General features: G+C 72.3%; 16 protein-coding genes. 10 read left to right on the plus strand and 6 right to left on the minus strand.

Annotated features, from left to right (window positions below; genetic code table 11):
- Nucleotides 1-77: 77 nt before the first annotated feature.
- Nucleotides 78-1,193, minus strand: a complete 1,116-nt coding sequence (locus QOZ89_RS24365; RefSeq protein WP_071053469.1) for an Rv3169 family protein — start codon at nucleotides 1,191-1,193, stop codon at nucleotides 78-80.
- A gap of 194 nt (nucleotides 1,194-1,387) precedes the next feature.
- Here QOZ89_RS24365 and QOZ89_RS24370 point away from each other — a divergent pair, with 194 nt between their 5' ends.
- Both QOZ89_RS24370 and QOZ89_RS24375 read left to right on the plus strand, forming a co-directional pair.
- On the plus strand, nucleotides 1,388-2,059 hold the full coding sequence (locus QOZ89_RS24370; RefSeq protein WP_071053470.1) for a PaaI family thioesterase: 672 nt from the start codon (nucleotides 1,388-1,390) through the stop codon (nucleotides 2,057-2,059).
- A gap of 114 nt (nucleotides 2,060-2,173) precedes the next feature.
- The gene (locus tag QOZ89_RS24375; RefSeq protein WP_071053471.1) at nucleotides 2,174-3,706 is read left to right on the plus strand and encodes an acyl-CoA synthetase; all 1,533 of its coding nucleotides are present in this window, start codon (nucleotides 2,174-2,176) and stop codon (nucleotides 3,704-3,706) included.
- Nucleotides 3,707-3,770: 64 nt separating this feature from the next.
- On the opposite strand, the gene QOZ89_RS24380 is transcribed toward QOZ89_RS24375, so the two are convergent.
- Nucleotides 3,771-4,550: a FadR/GntR family transcriptional regulator gene (locus tag QOZ89_RS24380; RefSeq protein ID WP_083419893.1), complete on the minus strand. Its 780-nt coding sequence runs from the start codon at nucleotides 4,548-4,550 to the stop codon at nucleotides 3,771-3,773.
- 365 nt (nucleotides 4,551-4,915) lie between these two features.
- Here QOZ89_RS24380 and QOZ89_RS24385 point away from each other — a divergent pair, with 365 nt between their 5' ends.
- The 4 genes from QOZ89_RS24385 (at nucleotide 4,916) to QOZ89_RS24400 (ending at nucleotide 9,288) form a co-directional block, all read left to right on the plus strand.
- On the plus strand, nucleotides 4,916-5,182 hold the full coding sequence (locus QOZ89_RS24385; RefSeq protein WP_071053472.1) for a hypothetical protein: 267 nt from the start codon (nucleotides 4,916-4,918) through the stop codon (nucleotides 5,180-5,182).
- Nucleotides 5,169-6,917: a class I adenylate-forming enzyme family protein gene (locus QOZ89_RS24390; RefSeq protein ID WP_312625479.1), complete on the plus strand. Its 1,749-nt coding sequence runs from the start codon at nucleotides 5,169-5,171 to the stop codon at nucleotides 6,915-6,917. Before QOZ89_RS24385 ends, QOZ89_RS24390 begins: the two co-directional genes overlap by 14 nt.
- 179 nt (nucleotides 6,918-7,096) lie before the next feature.
- Nucleotides 7,097-7,858, plus strand: a complete 762-nt coding sequence (locus QOZ89_RS24395; RefSeq protein ID WP_071053473.1) for an SDR family oxidoreductase — start codon at nucleotides 7,097-7,099, stop codon at nucleotides 7,856-7,858.
- 320 nt (nucleotides 7,859-8,178) lie between these two features.
- Nucleotides 8,179-9,288: an acyl-CoA dehydrogenase family protein gene (locus QOZ89_RS24400; protein ID WP_071053483.1), complete on the plus strand. Its 1,110-nt coding sequence runs from the start codon at nucleotides 8,179-8,181 to the stop codon at nucleotides 9,286-9,288.
- 357 nt (nucleotides 9,289-9,645) lie between these two features.
- On the opposite strand, the gene QOZ89_RS24405 is transcribed toward QOZ89_RS24400, so the two are convergent.
- Nucleotides 9,646-10,932: an acyl-CoA dehydrogenase family protein gene (locus tag QOZ89_RS24405; RefSeq protein WP_312625481.1), complete on the minus strand. Its 1,287-nt coding sequence runs from the start codon at nucleotides 10,930-10,932 to the stop codon at nucleotides 9,646-9,648.
- Complete coding sequence (locus QOZ89_RS24410; RefSeq protein WP_312625483.1) at nucleotides 10,929-12,110, minus strand: amidohydrolase family protein; 1,182 nt, start codon at nucleotides 12,108-12,110, stop codon at nucleotides 10,929-10,931. The genes QOZ89_RS24405 and QOZ89_RS24410 overlap by 4 nt, the downstream gene beginning before the upstream one ends.
- A gap of 268 nt (nucleotides 12,111-12,378) precedes the next feature.
- Here QOZ89_RS24410 and QOZ89_RS24415 point away from each other — a divergent pair, with 268 nt between their 5' ends.
- A complete protein-coding gene (locus QOZ89_RS24415) occupies nucleotides 12,379-13,137 on the plus strand; it encodes a FadR/GntR family transcriptional regulator (RefSeq protein ID WP_071053484.1) in 759 nt (252 codons plus the stop codon).
- A 143-nt stretch (nucleotides 13,138-13,280) separates the two neighbouring features.
- On the opposite strand, the gene QOZ89_RS24420 is transcribed toward QOZ89_RS24415, so the two are convergent.
- Complete coding sequence (locus tag QOZ89_RS24420) at nucleotides 13,281-14,084, minus strand: enoyl-CoA hydratase/isomerase family protein (protein WP_071053485.1); 804 nt, start codon at nucleotides 14,082-14,084, stop codon at nucleotides 13,281-13,283.
- Between the two features lie 302 nt (nucleotides 14,085-14,386).
- On the minus strand, nucleotides 14,387-15,442 hold the full coding sequence (locus QOZ89_RS24425; protein ID WP_071053476.1) for an NAD(P)H-dependent amine dehydrogenase family protein: 1,056 nt from the start codon (nucleotides 15,440-15,442) through the stop codon (nucleotides 14,387-14,389).
- Nucleotides 15,443-15,823: 381 nt separating this feature from the next.
- On the opposite strand from QOZ89_RS24425, the gene QOZ89_RS24430 reads away from it, so the two are divergent.
- The 3 genes from QOZ89_RS24430 to QOZ89_RS24440 all read left to right on the plus strand — a co-directional run bounded on the left by QOZ89_RS24430 (nucleotide 15,824) and on the right by QOZ89_RS24440 (nucleotide 18,876).
- On the plus strand, nucleotides 15,824-17,059 hold the full coding sequence (locus QOZ89_RS24430) for an ABC transporter substrate-binding protein (RefSeq protein WP_071053477.1): 1,236 nt from the start codon (nucleotides 15,824-15,826) through the stop codon (nucleotides 17,057-17,059).
- A gap of 70 nt (nucleotides 17,060-17,129) precedes the next feature.
- Nucleotides 17,130-17,921: an enoyl-CoA hydratase/isomerase family protein gene (locus QOZ89_RS24435; RefSeq protein WP_312625487.1), complete on the plus strand. Its 792-nt coding sequence runs from the start codon at nucleotides 17,130-17,132 to the stop codon at nucleotides 17,919-17,921.
- 97 nt (nucleotides 17,922-18,018) lie between these two features.
- On the plus strand, nucleotides 18,019-18,876 hold the full coding sequence (locus QOZ89_RS24440) for an SMP-30/gluconolactonase/LRE family protein (protein ID WP_071053486.1): 858 nt from the start codon (nucleotides 18,019-18,021) through the stop codon (nucleotides 18,874-18,876).
- The last annotated feature ends 545 nt before the right edge of the window (nucleotides 18,877-19,421 follow it).

Genomic DNA, 19,421 nt, shown 5'->3' on the forward strand with positions numbered 1-19,421 from the left:
CGGCACCCGGCCAGCCGCTGACCACCGGCCGCCGGCCGCCGGCCGTCAGTGTTGGCGCTCAGGGCGGCGCACGACGTTCACGGGGCCGCCGCCCTGACCGGAGCGCCGTCGAGCAGATCGGTGAAGCCGCCGGGCGCGTAGGCGCCGATGACCAGCTGTTCGAGCACGCCCAGACCGGTCCGCTCTCCCCACGTCGCACGCATGACCTGCTGGACGTGGACAGTGTCGAAGGCGAGGGTGTCGAGTTCCGCGGTCCTGTGAGCCTCGCCGTCGACGGCGAGTTCGCCGTGCCATTTCCCGTGGCCCCAGGTGGGGTGCAGGTAGCCGACGCCTCTCATCCGGAATGTGCGGATCGGTTCCAGCTCGACGGTGTCACCCGGGGTGAGAAGAATCGTGGCCCCCTGCGCGCGGCGCAGCCCGGGCGCCCACCGCACGTCATGCCGGACGCCGCTGAGCGTCCGGATGCCGGTGTCGGCGCCGAACACCGGTTCCTTGTCGCCGATCACCGGCAGGACCGCCGCCGTCTCGGACCACGGGACGCCGAGTGCGTCCTCGAATCGCAGGTAGTGCAGGCATACGTCGGCGAAGTTCAGCGGTGCCCACAGGAAGAAGATCTGCGGCAGGGCATGGCGCGGTGCGGCGGGTACCGGGTCGCCGACGCCGCGGATTCCCCAGGAGCGGTCCTTCGTGCCGTAGGTGGGCGCCGACAGCGGGATATCCTGCCCGCCGGCCGAGAGCGTGCCGGCCCAGGTGACCAGCTGGGTGGCGCGGGTGACGTCCATGGTCAGCTGGGTGCCGACGTGGCGGGTCTGGCGCGGCTCCTCATAGGCGGGAGTGCGGGCCGTGGCAGTCAGGTCCGCGACGAGGCCGTGCTCCGGAGCATTGACGACGACGCGGTTGACCCGCATCGGCTCGACGATCTCGATGGTGATCGGGCCTACGCTCGTCCGGGTGCGGTCCAGCGGGATGCGCCCGGAGGCGAACACCGACCGCTGCATGCCGTCGGCCACGACGCTGAACGCGGCGTCGATGATGCCCCGGTTCGGGTATAAGCCCAGCGCGACCGCGAAGTACATGTTCTCGTCGTAGCCGTTGAACCAGAACCGGTCGTACTGGTCGGGGTGGCCGTCGCCGGCGTGTGCGAGCGGCAGCGCGGTCTGGTGGACCGGGTAGTCGTCAAAAGGAATGAGCATGGCGAGTTCCTCTCGGCGTCAGAGGGCATGTCGACGTCGGCGGGCATGGCCGTCGGGCGTCGCGGGCGTCGCGGGTGTCGCGCCAGAAGCATGCCCCGCCGGTGCGCCGGCCACATACATCTAGACATTATTGGACCTGCTGGCTAGCATCGCCGCAATGATGAAGCTCCCGGGCCGCTGATGAGGAGCCGGTGATGGACGGCCGCGCCCCGGCCGGGCTCGCCGAGGGGGCGGGCCGGTGGACGTTCGGCCTGGAGCCGTTGCCCGAGGCGGCCGACGCCGCGGCACGGCTGCGCCGCGTCGCCGGTCTCGTTCTCGCGCTCGAGCGGCCCGCCGCGGCCCTCGACGAGCTGCTCGGCGCGCTGGACCGCGCGGAACGGGCGCTGTCGCGGTGCGTGCCGGCGGACCCGGCGCCCAGGGTCGGGCCCGCGGCGGACGGCGACGGGCGGCCGTACGTCGATCATTCACGGCACATCGGGGCGTTCAACGCCTGCTTCCCCGAGTACACGATCGAGGTGGACGGCGGCCGCGCGACCGGCACCGTGAACTTTCCGGTCGTGTACGAAGGCCCGCCGGGCCTCGTCCACGGCGGCTTTCTCGCGTTGTTCTTCGACGCGGCGATCCAGCATCACAACTGCGAGGTCGGCGAGGCGGGCAAGACGGCCGGCCTCGAGCTGCGCTACCGGCGGCCGACGCCGTTGCTCACCGATCTGAGTTTTGAGCTGACCCGGACGGTGGAGGGGACGCGTATCCGTTCGACGGGGCGGCTCCTGGCCGGGCACGTGGTGCTGTGCGACGCGCGGGTGGACGCCGTCCGTGGCCAGCGCTCCCGGCTGCCTGCCGTATCCCCGCGCCGGGCGTCATGACGACATCCCCGCGCCGGACGCCGTGACGATTGGGTGGCGCCGCTCACACGGCTGCTGATTCAGTGACAAGACGAGCTTCGTAGGACCTCGCCCCTCGCCCTTCGTGGGAGTGCCATGCAGACCGAGCAGCAGATCGAGCACCCGAAACGGTTCGCCGCGTCCGCGCCCGACCGGCCCGCGGTCATCGTCGGCGACACCACGATCACCTACGCCGAGCTGGACGCGCGGTCGAACCGGCTAGCGCGTGCCTTCCGGGCAGCGGGCCTGAGGACCGGCGACAACGTCGCCGTGCTGATGGAGAACCGGGCCGAGTACTTCGAGGTCACCTGGGCCGGGCTGCGCGCCGGCCTGCTGGTCACGCCGATCAACTGGCACCTTTCCACGGCCGAGGCGGCGTACATCATCGCCGACTGCGGCGCCGCCGCTCTGGTGGTGTCCGCGGGCTGCGCCGACGTCGTCGCCGGGCTCGGCGAGGTGGCCCCGAAGTTCCGGCTGGTGGTCGACGGGCAGATCGAGGGGTTCGAGCCCTACGAGCAGGTCGTCGCCGGCCTGCCGTCGTCTCCGCTCGACGACGAGGCCGAGGGCAACTGGATGTTCTACTCGTCTGGCACCACGGGACGACCCAAGGGGATCAAGCCGATCGAGGTCGGCGGCCCGGTCGGCGTGCCCACGGGGTTCACTGCCATGGTCCGCCACCTGTTCGGGGGCGACGAGTCCACCGTGTACTTCAGCCCGTCGCCGCTCTACCACGCGGCGCCGTCCGGCTGGGCCGCCGCCGTGCACCGGATCGGAGGCACGGTCGTCGTCGGCCCGCGGTTCGAGCCGGTCGACTTCCTGGAGACGATCCAGCGCCACCGGGTCACCCTCGCCCAGGTCGTCCCGACCCACCTCGTCCGCCTGCTGAGGCTCCCCGAACAGGAGCGGAACCGCTATGACCTGTCCAGCCTGAAGGTTCTCGTCCACGCAGCGGCGCCCTGCCCCGTCGAGGTCAAGCGGGCCGCGCTCGGCTGGCTCGGCCCGGTCATCCACGAGTACTACGCCGGCAGCGAGGGCGTCGGCTTCTGCTACATCGGTCCCGAGGAATGGCTCGCCCACCCGGGTTCCGTCGGCCGCTCGATGCAGGGCGCGGTCCATATCGTCGACGAGCAGGGCGCGGAGGTCGCGGCGGGCACCGACGGCCGGGTGTACTTCGAGCCCGCGAGACGCTTCGAGTACCACGGCGACCCGGAGAAGACCGCATCGGTGTTCGACGAGCGCGGCTGGGCCACCTACGGCGAGATCGGCCATGTCGACGAGGACGGCTACCTCTACCTCACCGACCGCGCCACGAACATGATCGTCTCGGGTGGCGTCAACATCTACCCGCGCGAGATCGAGGACGTCCTGATCCAGCACCCCGATCTCGTCGACGTCACCGTGATCGGCGTCCCGGACGCCGACCTCGGCGAGTCCGTCCGCGCCGTCGTCCAGCCGGCGACCTACCCGCCGGCCGATCCCGCCGCGCTGGAAGCGGAGATCATCGCCTTCTGCCGGGCCCGCATCGCCCGCTTCAAGGCGCCCCGTTCGGTCCGCTTCCTCGCCGAGCTCCCTCGCCTGCCCACCGGCAAGATCGCCCGTCGGCTCCTGCCGCCCGAGGCCAGCGCCTGATCCCTTGGTCGTCGTACTGGTCCCTCAGCGGTCGTGCTGAGGGACCAGCAGGCGTGCTGAGGGATCAGTAGTCGTGCTGCATCAGGTCGATGACGGTCTTCGCGCGCTGCGCGAGCATCACCCGCCCGACGACCGCCATGTGCTCCGCCCAGTGGGCCTCGGCCTCGCTCGCCTCACCGGCCTCGATGAGCGACGCGAGCCTCGCCTGGGAGCGCAGGCCACGCATCCGGACGGCCCCGGTGTCCTTGCCGTCGTCGGGCTGGCTGACCGCCGCGACAGCCCGGGCGACGATCTCCTTGAGCATCTCGGCCACGAGGCTCAGCGTCTGGTTTCCGGCCAGCTCGACGAGGCGCGCGTGGAAGCGCGCGTTGGCCTCGCCGAACGCCACGGGGTCGTCGACCGCCTCCAGCTGCTCGGCGATGAGCCGCCGCAGCTCGGCGGCCGCGGCGCGGCGGGAGCGCGACGACGCGACGAGCCGCGCGGCGACGGGCTCCACCATGCCGCGAGCGTCATAGACGTCCGCGAGCGGCACGTTGCGCGCCTGGAGCACGATCGCCGCCGTGCGTGCCGTCAGGCGCTCGTCGGGCCGATGGACGACGACCCCGCCGAGCACGCCGCGCTTGACGGTGATCAGGCCCTCGGCCTCGAGAATGCGCAGCGCCTCGCGCAGCGACGGGCGCGAGACGCCGAAGCGCTCCACCAGCTCGGGCTCGCGCCCGAGCAGCTCGCCGTCCGCCAGCTCGCCCCGCACGATGAGGCCCCGGAGCTCGTCGGCGATCTGCTGTGGTTTCTCGCGGGGAGGGGCCCGGCCAGTCCCGCGCGCCCGTCTCGGCTCCGCCACCACGATCGACCTTCTCTCCGTCGGCCGCCTGCAGCCGCCGGACGGTCCTGGCACGCGGCACTGACCGCGGCGCTGGCACTGCTCGATGCGTCCAGTCGGTGCGTCCAGGCGCCCTTCGCGGCCCACGCCACGGGACGGGCGAGGCCCGCCGTGACGCTCAGCCTACTGGGGCACCCACGCACTACGGCGCACAGTGCGAACGAGTGCCGCGGCCGTTCGACGAGCCGGAACGCCCCACCCGCGATGACGATCCCGCCGGCCGGCACCCGGAGACCCTGCGCGCCCGCCAGTCGGCGGCGTCGCGAGCCAGGCTATATCTCTAGACATTTAGGGATGGTCTGGATAGCATCGCCGCGGAGGTCGATGCAGTGATCGTCACCACGGTCGGCGCCGGTGACGGGCCACCGTTGACCGCCGCGGACCTGTTGCGCGAGCGGACCGCCCCGCGCGGTGCGCGGGTGCCGCCCGGGCGCGCCGCCGGCACCGACGAGCCGCCTCGGGGGCTGGCCGGACTGCTGTCCGCTCACAAGGCCCCGCGCCGGGTGGCCCCGTCGGCCGGCGGCGCGGTGCCGACGACGCCCAGCCGTGAGATCTACATGCCCGCCCGCAGGGAGCTCTCGCATGCCGTCGGATGAACGCACGCCGGATGAGCGCATGCCGGGCGAGCGCGTACCGGATGAACGCGCGCCGGGCGAGCCGACCATCCCCGCGCTGCTCGCCGTCCGGCGGCGCCTGGATTCCTCGGTCCAGGCGCTCGTGAGCGACGAGGACGCCATCACCTTCGCCGGGCTCGACGAGGCGAGCCGCCGGCTCGCGGCCCGCCTGGTCGCCGCCGGCGTCGGGCGGGACAGCCGGGTCGGGCTGGTGATGCCGAACGGGATCGACTGGGCGGTTCTCGCGCTGGCGGTGACGCGGGTCGGCGGCGTGCTCGTCCCGCTGTCCACCCTGCTGCGCCCGCCCGAGCTGCTCGCGCAGCTGCGTACCGCCGCGGTCACCGAGCTGGTCGTCGTCCCGCGCTTCCGCGGCCGTGCGTACCTCGACGACCTGGAGGAGGCGGTCCCCGGCCTGACGGAGCAGGTCCGCGGGGGCGCCCCGCACGCCGAGGTCCCGTCGCTGCGACGGCTCTGGCTCTCCGGCGATCTGCCCACCGGCGCGGCGCCCGGCGCGGTGGTCGACGAGCTCGAGAGGTCCGTCCGCCCGGCCGACGACCTGGTCATCCTGTTCACCTCGGGCAGCTCCGGCGGCCCGAAGGGGGTGATCCACACCCATGGCAACGCGCTGCGGGCCGTCGAGTCCGGCCTCGGGGCCCGTCGCATCGGCCGCGGCGAGCGCCTCTACATCCCGATGCCGTTCTTCTGGACGGGCGGCCTCGGCGGCGGCCTGCTCTCGGCCCTCGTCGCCGGCGCGACCCTGCTCACCGAGGCCGAGCCGGAGCCGGCGCGGACGCTGCGTTTCCTGGAGCGCGAGCGGGTCACCCTCTTCCGCGGCTGGCCCGACCAGGCGGCCCGGCTCGCCGCCCATCCGGACTTCGCCACCACGGACCTGTCGTCGCTGCGCCCGGCGAGCCTCGGCGCGGTCCTGCCGCCCGGCCTGCGCGCCGGCCCGGGCGCGCGGGCGAACCTCTTCGGCATGACCGAGACGTTCGGGCCGTACTGCGGCTCGCCGCTCGACACCGACCTGCCCGCGGGCAAGCACGGCAGCTGCGGCCGACCGTTCGCCGGCGTCGAGGTGCGCATCACCGACCCGGGCACCGGCGCACCGCTCCCGCCCGGCACGGAGGGCGAGATCCGGCTGCGCGGGCCGAACCTGATGCGTGGCATCCGCGGCCGCCACCGCGCCGACGTGTTCGACGCGGACGGGTTCTACCCGACGGCCGACGCCGGTGTGCTCGATGAGGACGGCTACCTGTGGTACCGGGGCCGGCTCGACGACATGTTCAAGGTCAAAGGCGCGACGGTGTACCCGCTGGAGGTCGAGGCGGCGCTGCGCGCCCTGCCGGGAGTCCGCGAGGCGTTCGTCACCGATGTGGCCGGCGAGGCGGGTGGCAGGCAGGTGGCGGCGCTCGTCGTCGCCGCGCTACCCGAGGGCGAGAACCGCCGGGACGGCCCGGACGGCCCGGACGGCCCGGACGGCCGGGCCGGGCCGGACGGTCTGGACCGCGCGGACGACCGCCAGGGGGCCGGTCGGGATGGCCGGGACGGCTGGCACGGCCGGGCTGGCCTGGTCGAGCAGGCCAGGGCCCGGCTGAGCAGCTTCAAGGTCCCGACCCGGTGGCTCGTCGTGAACGATCCCCACGACGTGCCGCGGCTGGCCAGCGGAAAGGTCGACGGCGGCGCGCTTCGCCGGCTCCTGCAGGAGAAGGGAGCCTGAGATCCCAGAGGTAGGGCCAACGTGAAGGCCGTCGACTGCCTCGGGACACCCGGCACCGCTCAGGGCAATATGTATAAAATATATAGGCGGGTGCTAGTGGCGGGCGTGGGCGGCGCCGGTGGGGCCCGGACGCTCGCGGGCGCGTGCTCGCCGAGCTCACCACAGGAGAGGGACATCAGGTGGAGCTGAATGGTCTGCGGGCGCTCGTCGTGGGCGGCGCCTCCGGCATGGCCAGGGCCACGGCCGAGCTGGTCGTCGCGCGCGGCGGCCGGGTGGCGATCCTCGACCGTCCGGCGAGCGCCGGCCAGGCGGTCGCGGACGAGCTGAAGGGCACCTTCCACGCCTGCGACGTCACCGACTTCGCGGGCATGGAGGGTGTCATCGAGGCGGCCGTCGCCGCGCTCGACGGGATCGACGTCGCCGTGAACACGGCCGGGGGAGCGACCCCGGGCCGCACGATCGGCAAGGACGGTCCCATGCCCATCGAAACCTTCCAAAAAATCATCGACCTCAACCTGATCGGCACCTTCAACGTCGCCCGCCTTGCCGCCTGGCACATGAGCAAGAACGAGCCGAACGCGGACGGCGAGCGCGGAGCGATCATCAACACCGCGTCCATCGCCGCGTTCGAGGGCCAGATCGGCCAGATCGCCTACACCGCGGCGAAGGGCGGCGTGGCCGCCATGAGCCTCACCATGGCCCGGGAGCTCGGCTCCCTCGGCATCCGCGTGAACGCGATCGCACCGAGCCTGTTCCACACCGGGCTGACCAAGGGCATTCCCGAGGAATACGAGAAGGTCCTCACGAAGGACGCCGCGTTCCCGAAGCGGATGGGGCGCCCGGAGGAGTTCGCCCGCCTGGCGGTGGGCATCATCGAGAACCCGATGCTCAACGGCCAGACCATCCGCCTGGACGGCGGCCAGCGCTTCGCGCCGAAGTAGGCCGCGCCGCCGCGGTGGCGGTGACCGGGCATCCGGCCGCCGCCGGCCGCCGCCGCCGGCCGCAGGCCACCACCACCCCGGCCACCGGCGCCCGTGGCCGCGACCCGCGCCGGGCTCGGCCCGTGCCGCGTGGCCACGGTCGCGTCAGCCGCCGTGCCTGCCAGCGTCGCCCAGGCCCGTCGCCGCGGTCCCGCCGGCTCCATCCGATTGAAAATGTATAGATCTATGGCTTAGGCTTCTGGGCGGCCGGCCAGGCGGCCGGTGGCGGGGCCTCGTGGGACGACGGCCGACGGGAGTGGGTGCGGGTCGTGACGCCGTTCATGTTTTCCGACGAGCAGCGGGACCTGCGCCGGGCGGTGCGCGCGTTCCTCGAGGCGGCCTCCCCCGAGCCGGAGGTGCGCCGGCTGATGGAGACGCCCCAGGGCTACGACCCGGCGGTGTGGGCGCGGCTGGCGGGCGAGCTCGACCTCGTGGGCCTCGCGGTTCCCGCCGAGTTCGGCGGCAGCGGCGCAAGCTTCGTCGAGGTGGCGCTCGTCTGTGAGGAGATGGGCCGCCGGCTGCTCTGCGCGCCGTACTTCTCGACGGCGGTACTGGCCGTCGCCGCACTGCTGCGCTCGGGCGACGCGGCCGCGCAGAAGGCGTGGCTTCCGGGCATCGCGGCCGGCGAGACTGTCGCGACGGTGGCGCTCGCGGAGGAGAACGGGCGCTGGGACGCGGGCGAGGTCGCCGCCGTCGCGACGCCCGCCGGCGACGGCTGGACGATCACCGGCACCAAGCACTACGTCCTCGACGGGCACACCGCCGACCTGCTGCTCGTCGCCGCCCGAACCGGCGCGGGCGTGTCCCTGTTCGCCGTCCCCGGCGCCGCCGCCGGCCTCACCCGCATCCCACTGCTGACCCTCGACCAGACCCGCCGCCTCGCGCGCGTCGAGCTCGCCGCCACCCCCGCGTCGCTCGTCGGCGAGGACGGGGCGGGCTGGCCGGTCCTCGAGCACGTGCTGGACCTCGCGGCCGTGGCGCTCGCCGCCGAACAGGCCGGCGGCGCCCAGGTCGCGCTCGACATGGCGGTCCAGTACGCCAAGGACCGAGTCCAGTTCGGCCGGCCGATCGGTTCCTTCCAGGCGGTCAAGCACCGCTGCGCGGACATGCTGCTCGAGGTCGAGTCGGCGCGCTCGGCCGCGTACTACGCCGCCTGGTGCGCGGCCGAGGGGGACGACGCGGAGCTGGCCAAGGTCGCCGCGGTGGCGAAGGCCTACTGCTCCGACGCCTACACCCAGGTCACCGCCGACAACATCCAGGTCCACGGCGGCATCGGCTTCACCTGGGAGCACCCGGCCCACCTGTACTTCCGCCGTGCCAAGTCCGACGAGCTGCTCTTCGGTGCCCCGTCGGCCTGGCGTGACCGCCTCGCCAGCCGCGTCGGCCTGTAACGAGCGTCCAGGCCGGCGCCGCGACCACGGGGTCGGAGCCGCGGCGCCGACCTGGACGGGGCCCAGGTCGCCAACCAGGCGCCGATACACGCTTGGCCACATTGCGTAGTCGAATGCGTACGGCTGAACGGGCCGCTGAGGGACGATCGCGGTCGGGCCGGTGCCCGCCCCTAGGCCGGATACGGCCGCTGTCTCGGTGCCCGTTCGCCGACGTGCCGCCGCGAACCTGAACTGTGGCAGATCACCCTGTCTATGGACTTGCCCATCTGACGCGATCCGGCAAGCCACCAGTGAAGCGTGGTTGTTTGGCCCCTCGCAGGGCGGGGGCCACCCACACCACAACCCGGACGGCGCCCCTCAGGAGGCGTCGTCGCGGCGGGCCAGGCCGTGGAGCACCTCGCGGTAGGGGCGTTTGCGGTCGGGGCTGGGCTCGCGGGGGAGGCCCAGGGTGCGTTCGGCGGCGATGTTGCGCTGGATCTCGTCGGTGCCGCCGTAGATCGAGGAGGCACGGGCGAACAGGAAGGCCTTGGCGAACTTGCCGTCCGCCGCGGCATCCGGCCCGGCGAGCAGGCCGCCGGCGCCGAGGATGTCCAGGCCGATCTCGGCCGAGAGCTTGGTGATCCTCGTCTGCGCGATCTTGCCGGTGCTCGCGACGGAGGCGCCGGCGGCCGCGTCGCCGGCGGCGGCCTCGGCCCTGGCGCGGACGGCGTTCCACTGGCCGACCTGCAGGTAGCAGTGCAGCCGGGCGAGTTTCTGGCGGATCGCCGGGTCGTCGGCCCTGCCGTGCTCGCGCGCGAGTTCGACCAGGTCGGCGAACGTCACCACCATGCCCTCCGACGGGCGCAGCCGCGCCGCGTCGCCGGCCTTCATGCCGAGCACGCCGCCCTTGGGCCCGGGCGGTGGGAAGCCGGCGTGGGCGCCGCCGGCGCCGATGCCGGTCCGCTCGAAGTGCAGCGTCGTGTTCGCGGCCATCCAGCCGTTGCCCTCGCCGCCGACGAGGTCGTCCGCGGCGACGACCGCGTTGTCGAGGAAGACCTCGTTGAAGACGGCGTCGCCGGTCATCTCGCGCAGGGGGCGGATCGTGACGCCCGGCTGGTCGAGGTTCAGCGCGAACCAGGAGATGCCGGCGTGCTTGGGGACGTCGAAGTCGGTGCGGGCCAGCAGCATGCCGTAGTCGGCCTCACGGGCCTGGCTGCTCCAGACCTTCTGGCCGTTGATGATCCAGCGGTCGCCGTCGCGCTCGGCGCGGGTGGTGAGCCCGGCGAGGTCGGAGCCGGCGCCGGGCTCGCTGAACAGCTGGCACCAGGCGAGCCGGCCCTCGAGGATCGGCGGCACGTGCCGGGCGATCTGCTCTGGCGTGCCCAGCGTGAGTATCGTCGGCGCCGCCATCAGCAGGCCCAGCCCGCCGGGCGGCTGCAGCGCGCCGAAGGCGGCGAAGGTGGCCCGCACCGCGCGCCCGGCCCGCTGCGGCAGCCCGCGACCGCCCTGCTCGGCGGTGAGGTGCGGCGCGGTCCACCCGGCGGCGGCGACCAGTCGCCACCACTGCTCGACGGACAGCTGCGGGTCCCAGTGCTCGGCGAGCCAGGCCTCGACCTCGGCCCGCGGGCCGGGCTGGGAGTCCTCGTCGGCGGCGGCGGTGCTCATGAGCGGCTGGCCCCCAGCAGGTCGACGCAGTTGTCCCGCATGATCTTGCGAATCTCGTCGTCGGTGAAGCCGTCGAGCTCCTTGTAGAAGTCCGTCGGCTCGGCGAGGCCCTCGCCGTGCGGCCAGTCGGAGCCGAACAGGATGCGCTCGACGCCGATGAGGTCGGCGAGTTTGCGCAGGTCCTCCTCGTAGTAGGGCGTCACCCACAGGTGCGCGCGGAGGACGTCGAGCGGGTCCTCGGCGAAGGCCCAGGGCGTCTGGTTCGCCTGCTTGCGCAGCCGCTTGACCAGCAGCGCGACCCAGTCCGAGCCGTTCTCGATGCTGGCGACGCGCAGGGTGGGGTGGCGGGTGAAAACGCCGTCCACGACGAGGGACGCCAGCGTGTCGTGGATGGCGCGGTCGGCGACGAGAACGCGGGTGAGCACGCTGATCTGGCCGTATCCCTGGAACCGCTCGGTGCCGCCCCATGCTCCGGTGGAGGCCTCGTAGCCGCTGTCGCCGAGGTGGAAGGCGACCGGGATCGACGCCTCGGCGAGCCGGGCCCAGACCGGGTCGTACAGCTTGTCGCCGAGCGAGCGCGACCTGCCGTAGGGCGCGGGGACCGGCGCCGGGCGGACGTGGACCATGCGCGCGCCGCGCGCGAGCAGGCGGTCGACCTCGGCGACGGCGGCGGCGGGGTCGGCCAGCGACAGCATCGGCACGCCGATCAGCCGGTCGCGGTAGTCGAAGCCCCAGTCCTCCTCCAACCAGCGGTTGAAGGCGTGCAGGCTCACCATCGTCGCCTCGATGTCGCCCTTGAGCGCCTCCTCGACGCCACAGCCCAGCGTCGGGAACAGCAGCACCGCGCCGAGCTCCTGCTGCTCGACCAGGTCCGCGCGCACGTCGCGGTCGCGGTATTCCGGCCGCAGCGGCTCGACCTTCATCAACGACCGCGGGTCGACGCCGTCCGGGATCTGGCCGCGGAACAGCGGGTCCAGGCAGCCGGGCACGATGATCGGGTCGAACGTCGGGTTCGGGATGAAGCGGTTGACCTGCCCGCCCATGAGTAACTGTGTGCGTCGGCCCGCCTGGACGACCTGGACCCCGCGCTGCGCGAACTTCTTGTCGAGATGACGGGTGAACGCGTCGAGCGGCTCGTAGTAGTGGTTGTCGGCGTCGATTGGCTTCGAGCTCGTCATTGCCTTCCTCAGCTGGGAAGTGGTGCTTTCACTCAGGAAAAGTGTGGCTTTCCAACAACTGGGACTGTACGCTGACGCGCTCTGGTCGGCCAGCCCGGAAGGGAACGGCGCGGCTGGCGTGGCCGCCATCGGCTGCCCTTTCCGCGAGGCGGTCCGGATGGCGGATCGTCGGGCGGCGCCCGGCGGCGGGCGTGACACGATGAGACAGACCCCGGTGGGCTGGTCGGACCACCCTGCCTCGCCTACCCGCATCAGCCTGGGAGTGTTCGTGGTCGCGAAGAAAGGTGCGCGCCCTCCTCGGGAGAAGCCGCAGCAGATCGCCGACGAGATCCGCTCGCTCATCGTCAGCGGCGAGCTCGCCGACGGAGACCTGATCGGCCGCGAGCCGGAACTGGTGGAGCGGTTCGGTGTGTCCCGGCCGTCGCTGCGGGAGGCGCTGCGCATCCTGGAGGCCCAGGGCCTGATCTCGGTGGAGCGTGGCGTTCTCGGCGGGATCTTCGTGCGCCAGCCGGACGAGCGGCTCACCGCCCGTACGGCCGCCCTGCTGCTCCAGGCCCGGGGCGTGCCGCTCATGGATGTCTGCGCGGCGCGCACGCTGCTCGAGCCGCTCGCGGCCCGGCGCCTGGCGCAGTCGCCACAGCGGCAGGCGGCCGGCGCGGAGCTCGGCGGGCTCATCGACCGGGAGGAGGAGTCGCTCGCGGATCCCGACGAGTTCGGCCGGGCCAACGCCCAGTTCCACGAGAGGCTGCTGGCACTGGCGGGGAACCAGACGCTCACCATCGTCGCCGAGATGCTGAACGAGATCGTGGCCCGCGCCGTCACCGCGCTCAGCCGCGCCGAGGACACCACCGGCTCCCTGGCCACCCGGCGGCGGGGCGTGCGCTCCCAGCGGCGCCTCGTCGAGCTCATCCAGGCCGGCGACGGCCAGGCCGCCGAGGAGCACTGGCGGTCGCACATGGCCGTCGTCGACAAGGTCATGCTCGGCGCCCAGGCAGGGACGGTCGTCGACCTGGTCCACCACTACTGACGGCGCCGGGCGCGCCGCCGGGCCGGCGGCGCTCATGACGGGACTGGCCGTCACCACGCCGCCGCCGCCGACGCCGGCACCGGCACCGGAGCCCACCTCCGCTTCCGCCGCCGTCAAGACGATCGTGGTCGTCGGCGGAGCCGTCACCGGCATTTCCAGGCAGGTTGGCGCTTCTCGACGAACGCCCGCGGGCCCTCCTTGGCGTCGTCGGTGCGTACGACCCGTTCCCGGAACGCCTCGCCCATGATCTCCGCCTCGCGTAGCGGCAGGTCGCGGCCCTGGCGGATGGCCAGGCGCGTGCCGCGCACGGCCAGCGGCGCGTTGCGGCACACGATGGCCGCGAGCTCCAGGGCCCGCTCCAGCAGCCGGTCGTGCTCGACGACCTCCGAGACCAGCCCCAGCTCGTAGGCGCGCGCCGCGCTCATCCGCTCGTGGCGGCCCATCAGCGCCATCCGCATCGCGATGTTCGTCGGCAGCGCCCTGGCCAGGCGGACCACCTCGCGGCCCGAGACGAGGCCGATGCTGACGTGCGGGTCGAAGAACTCGGCCCGGTCCGAGGCGATGACGATGTCGCCGGTGGTGACGAGGTCCATCCCCGCGCCGCAGCACAGCCCGTTGACGGCGGTGAGGATCGGCTTGGTCATGGTCCGGAACGGCGGGGTGCCCTCCTGCGGCGCCTCCCACTGCGGGAACGTCGACAGATATGGCTCGTCATAGACGACCCGGCCGTCGTCCGGGATCTCGGTGACGTCGGCGCCGGCGCAGAACGCCCGCCCGTTGCCCGTGACGACGAGAATCCAGACGTCGTCGTCCGCCTCGGCGTCCGTGTACGCCTGCCGCAGCTCGCGGATCATCTCGGGGGAGAGGGCGTTGAGCCGGTCCGGCCGGTCGAACGTGATCGTCGCTATCCGGTCGCGGACCTCGTACTGGATGGTCTCGTATCCCATGGCGGCAGCCTCCCGCATCGTTACGTCGTCAGGTCCGTTCGCGAGTCCGCGACGAGACCGCCGTCGCCCGCCCGGTCCGGCCGGACTCGTGGACCAGCCCCACGGCCTGGAAATCTCACGGTTCTAACTGTCAAGCGACACCGTCGGGCGCGCCCCGTCCTGGTGAGCCGTCAACTCAGCCCAGCCACCGCCAGCGACAGCGCATTGGCGCACCACCAACGCGACCACCTCCCGACCCCGACCCAGACCCGCGCCGGCCATACACCTCAACCCGGAACCAGGCCGCTGGGGCGCTCAGCGCCCTAGCGCTGGGAAAAGACGTGGCGGCCCTTGATCATGGGGAGGTCGAGGAAGGTCCGGATGCCGGGTGCGGCCGCGCAGACCGGGGCGATGGCGTGGACGGCGTGCATGGCGGTGCCCAGGCAGCCCTGGTCGTTCTCGTCCTCGCCATGGATGGCGATCTTGGCTTCCAGCACCATCGAGGGGCTGCCTTCGACGGTGACCTTCCAGCCGCGGCCGGTGGGCCAGTCCGGAGCCTGCCCCTCGCCTACGCGGGTGATGTGCTCGACCGTCAGCGCGGGGCGGCCGCCGATGACGGCGGTGGCCGAGAAACGCTGGGCGCTTACAGTTCCGGCCTCGACGCGGCCGGCCTTGATGTCGAAACCGCTGTCGGCGAGCGCCACCTGGCGGTCGTAGACGAAGTCGTCGATCGTGGCGCCCAGCCCCTCGGCGACCAGCAGGAGCGGGGCGCGGAACACGGAACCGGCCAGCACCGGATCCGCCAGCGGCACGGGAGCGTCGGGCGCCCGGCCGAACCCCATGATGTCGAACATCATCCCGGGGCTGTCGTAGGACGAGTAGTCGAGAAGCTCCTGGACCAGCAGCGTGTCGATCCGCTCGAACAGGGCCGACATCGTCAGCGGCAGCACCTCCGCGGCCCAGCCGGGCTCGATGCCGGTCGCGTGGAAAGACGTCCCGCCCGCGGCGCACGCCTCCTCCAGCCGCGCGGCGACCGCCGGCTCCAGGCTCGCCGGGTAGATGAGGCTGGTGACCGCCGTGGAGACGACGTTCCTGCCGGCGGCGAGCAGCCGGCAGATGTCGTCCAGGGCGCCCGCCGGGTTCATCTCGCCCTGGGCCATGTACAGCACACAGTCGGCGTCGAGTGCGACGATCTCGTCGGGGTCGTTCGTGGCGGTCACGCCGATGGGGCCGAGGCCGGCGATCTCGCCGACGTCACGGCCGGTCTTGGCGTCGCTGTAGACGAACGCGCCGGCCAGCTCGAGGTCGGGGTGGGCCTGGACCGCCCGCACCGCATGCCGTCCGACGGCTCCGGTGGCCCACTGCACGACGCGAAGCACCGCCCACCTCCTGCTCCCGGGCCACTCTGTTCCCAGGTCACTCCGCCGCGCCGCCTGCCGGTCCGGCTCGCTCGAAAATATCTAGATCTAACGGCGCGCGCAACGACGGGGTTGCGCGGTCCGGAGCAGGCCAGGGTGCGGAGGATCGGCAAAACATCTAGATAGTAAGACGGCGTCTCGATAGTATCTGGCCGGCTCGGGTGCACCCACGGAGAGACGCCGCCCGGCCGGGGGCGGCCGCGTCTGCCCGGCACCGGGGGACGCGCCGGTCAGCGCCGCGCACCGTCGACCCCGAAGGGACAAGCCATGGACGACTCCTCGACGATCGGTGACTTAGCGAGGGACGTGCCCCGGCCGCGCCGGAGGCGCGGGCCCCGGTGGATGACGGCTGTGGCCGCCGCCGCGGTGCTCGCGGTCTCGGCGGCGGCCTGCGGCGGCGACGACGGGAAGGACGCCGCGCCGGCCGTGCCGACCGACGCCGCGGCTCTGGGCCCGGCGCAGCCGGCCAGCGGCACCCCCGTCAAGGTCGGCGTGATCAGCGACGGGAAGGCGCCAGCCCTCGACAACTCCATCCAGCTGTCCGCCGCGGACGCGGTCACGAAGTTCCTCAACGACCATCGCGGCGGCCTCGGCGGGCGGCCCATCCAGCTGGTGACCTGCGAGACGCATTCCGACCCGGGCGCCGCCGCCGACTGCGCGGCCCAGCTCGTCCAGGCGAACGTGGCGGTGACCGTGCTCGGCGAGACGTCCAGCCTCGGGAACGTGTGGAAGCCGCTGCACGACGCCGACATCCCGATGTTCATCTACGGCACCACCGAGCAGAACGCGCTGCTCGACAAGGACCGGACGTTCGTCATGGTGAGCCCGTCGGCCGGGCTGTCGGACCAGCCGATCAGCGTCGCCAAGGAGAACAAGCTCACCAAGGTGGCCGTTGTCGTCATAGACGTGCCGCAGGCCACCGCCTTCTACGACGCGGTCGGCAAGGCCGTCTTCAAGGACGCGGGGATCGACCTGACCGTCATCCCCGTCCCGCCGGGCACCGCGGACATGACCCCGCAGCTGGCCAGCATCAAGACCGGTGAGACCGAGGTGCACGTCATCGGCAATGACAGCTTCTGCATCGCCGCGTTCCAGGGCCTGCGTGCCATCAACTTCACCGGGCCGATCAGCGCTCTGTACAGCTGCATCACCGACGCGACGCGCAAGGCGGTCGGCTCCTACCTGAAGGGCGTGGTCCTGTCCACGCCGGTCGCGGACGGCGACACGGGCAACGCCGACATCAAGCAGTGGCACGCCATCGTCGACACCTACGCCAAGGGAAAGATCGACCTGTCCAACTCGATGGGTTTGACGATCTACATGACGATGATGGGGCTGCGGGAGGCGCTCGACGGGTTCACCGGCGAGCTGACCCCGACCGTCATCGCCGACAAGCTTCACTCGATGCCGTCCAAGCCGGTGCCAGCGGGGCCAGGCCTGAACTTCCGCTGCAACGGCAAGGCGGTTCCGCTGACGCCCGCGGTCTGCGTGCGCGGCGCGCTGCTGACCACACTGGACGCGAAGGGCCAGCCCACGCTTCCCTACCGTCCGGCCGGTGTGTCCCCGATCGAGGACTGAGACAGGCCCCGGCTTCCACCGACCCCCGGCAGCCCCTGGCTCCCACCGAGAAGACCTGGAGAGGACCCTGATGGCGTCCACGCTCGTCGAGCGGCACGACGGTCTCGTCACCGTCACCTTCAACCGCCCGGAGAAGAAGAACGCGCTGAACGCGGAGAACTGGGGCGACCTCGACCGGATCCTCACCGAGGTCGCGGTGAACCCGGAGGACCGGGCGCTGCTGCTGACCGGCGCCGGCGGCAACTTCTCGTCCGGCGCGGACCTGTCGCCGGGCGGGAACACGAGCGGGCTGACCGGCCACGGCCGGCAGCCGATCCTTCATGAGATGCGGATCGTCGGGGAGATCATCAACCGGCTGAACCGGCTGCCCAAGCCGACACTCGCCGCCGTCGACGGGGTGTGCGTGGGGGTTGCGTTGGGGCTCGCGCTCGCGTGCGACCTGGTCGTCGCGAGCGAGCAGGCCCGGTTCTGCGAGGTGTTCGCCCGGCGCGGCCTTGCGCTCGACGGCGGCACGTCGTGGACGCTGCCCCGCCACGTCGGGCTGCGCCGCGCCAAGCAGATCGCGTTCTTCGGCGACATCGTCGAGGCGGGCGACGCGCTGGCCTGGGGCATGGTCAACGAGGTGGTCCCGGCGGACGACCTGCCGAAGGTCGCGGCCGCCTGGGGCCGCCGGCTCGCCGCCGGGCCGACGACGACGCTCTCCCTCATCAAGCGCCAGCTCGACGCGAGCGGCTCGCTCACCTTCGAGCAGGCCGTCGAGGACGAGGCCCGCTCCCAGCACATCGCCTACACGACGAAGGACATGGCCGAGGGCATCCGCTCCTTCCTCGAGCGCCGCGACCCGCGCTTTACTGGCAGCTAAAGGGCCAAAGGAGGTGCGAAAATGCTCTTCGTTCGCACCTCCGGAGGCCCCTGTCACCAGGAGCACTAATGGGTCGGGCGGGCGTGGGAGGCGGGCAATGACCATGGCGGTGCTCGAGCCGGGCGCCCGCCCGGAGCTGGTGGCCGACGGGTTCGTCTTCGCCGAGGGGCCGCGCTGGCGGGACGGGAAGCTCTGGTTCTCGGACATGCATGGCGAGGCGGTGTACACCACGACGATGACCGGCGAGACCACCCGGGTGCTGGAGATGCCAGGCAAGAAGCCGTCCGGCCTCGGCTTCCTGCCGGATGGCTCGCTTCTGATCGTCTCGATGGCGGACCGCGAACTGCTCCGGCTCTCCCCGGACCGCACGTGCTCCGTGTACGCCCGGCTTGGCCACCTCGTTGACGACGAGCTCAACGACATGGTCGTCGCCGCCGACGGGACGGCCTTCGTGGGCAGCTACACGCTCGCGCCGGACGCCGGGCTGCTCCTGCGCGTCGCCCCGGACGGCCAGGTCTCGGTGGCCGCGGAGAAGATGAACTTTCCCAACGGCACCGTGATATCGCCGGATGGCCAGACGCTTACGGTCGCCGAGTCCAAGGCCAGGCGACTCACGGCCTTCGACCTGGACGCCGACCTTGGCCTTGGCGGCCGGCGAGTCGTCGCCGCGACTCCTGACGCGGCCGCGGACGGGATCGCCCTGGACGCGCTGGGAGGAATCTGGGCCGCCTTTCCGCTGGCCCACGAGTTCCGGCGGATAGTGCCGGGCGGCGAGGTCACGGACCGCATTCCCCTGGGGGACCGGATGGCCATCGCCTGCGCGCTGGGCGGACCGGACCGCCGGACGCTTTTTCTCCTGTCCGCCGTCGACTGGAACTCCGCGGCCCTGGGCGGCGCGCGAACGTCCACTGTCACCATGGTGCGGGTCCGTGTGCCGGGCGACGGTCTGCCCTGACCTTCCGACCCCCCTGACCTTCCCCGTCCTGGTCTTCCACCCGCTCGACCTTCCAGCTGCCTTGGTCTTCGACAACCGCTCTGGCCATTCAGTCACGCGAGGCTCGTCCAGCGGGGGGCGTGGGACGACGATCATGATCATCTGTAGTCAAAATAGTAAAGGTGTCCACGTCGCGATCCCGACGGTCTGACACGGGCGGCGTCGTCGGCTCCCGGCGCCAGGTCGGTTCGGGCCGTTCAGTCGAGCGGCCCGATGGGTAGTCCGTCGTGTCCAGGGCCCCGTATACCTGGCGCGGCCGGGGCGTGAGCGTTCCTCCCGCGCATACGGGCTCGCGCTGGCGAGGCCGCCGCCCGGCGCACCGGACTGGAGCCGAGTCTGTCGGCACCGTGCCAGACGTCACCGTGACCGGGAAAGATGGCCAGACGGTGGGCTGGGCCGGCTCTGCCCATACGCGCCACGACGCGGGCGCGTATGGGCGGGACGCCGACATCCCACCGCCAGCAAAGGCATAGCGGACAGCGCTCTTCCTATATCGGCGATACTGA

It is taken from the genome of Pseudofrankia coriaricola (genome assembly GCF_032027725.1).
Taxonomy (GTDB): Bacteria; Actinomycetota; Actinomycetes; order Frankiales; family Frankiaceae; genus Pseudofrankia.

What these genes read in the sequence shown, in the direction of transcription:
- QOZ89_RS24405 (WP_312625481.1), bottom strand. Translation starts at nt 10,932, where the DNA reads ATGAGCACCGCCGCCGCCGACGAGGACTCCCAGCCCGGCCCGCGGGCC.
- QOZ89_RS24365 (WP_071053469.1), bottom strand. Translation starts at nt 1,193, where the DNA reads ATGCTCATTCCTTTTGACGACTACCCGGTCCACCAGACCGCGCTGCCG.
- QOZ89_RS24390 (WP_312625479.1), top strand. Translation starts at nt 5,169, where the DNA reads ATGCCGTCGGATGAACGCACGCCGGATGAGCGCATGCCGGGCGAGCGC.
- QOZ89_RS24400 (WP_071053483.1), top strand. Translation starts at nt 8,179, where the DNA reads ATGTTTTCCGACGAGCAGCGGGACCTGCGCCGGGCGGTGCGCGCGTTC.
- QOZ89_RS24375 (WP_071053471.1), top strand. Translation starts at nt 2,174, where the DNA reads ATGCAGACCGAGCAGCAGATCGAGCACCCGAAACGGTTCGCCGCGTCC.
- QOZ89_RS24440 (WP_071053486.1), top strand. Translation starts at nt 18,019, where the DNA reads ATGACCATGGCGGTGCTCGAGCCGGGCGCCCGCCCGGAGCTGGTGGCC.
- QOZ89_RS24370 (WP_071053470.1), top strand. Translation starts at nt 1,388, where the DNA reads ATGGACGGCCGCGCCCCGGCCGGGCTCGCCGAGGGGGCGGGCCGGTGG.
- QOZ89_RS24435 (WP_312625487.1), top strand. Translation starts at nt 17,130, where the DNA reads ATGGCGTCCACGCTCGTCGAGCGGCACGACGGTCTCGTCACCGTCACC.
- QOZ89_RS24420 (WP_071053485.1), bottom strand. Translation starts at nt 14,084, where the DNA reads ATGGGATACGAGACCATCCAGTACGAGGTCCGCGACCGGATAGCGACG.
- QOZ89_RS24430 (WP_071053477.1), top strand. Translation starts at nt 15,824, where the DNA reads ATGACGGCTGTGGCCGCCGCCGCGGTGCTCGCGGTCTCGGCGGCGGCC.
- QOZ89_RS24410 (WP_312625483.1), bottom strand. Translation starts at nt 12,110, where the DNA reads ATGACGAGCTCGAAGCCAATCGACGCCGACAACCACTACTACGAGCCG.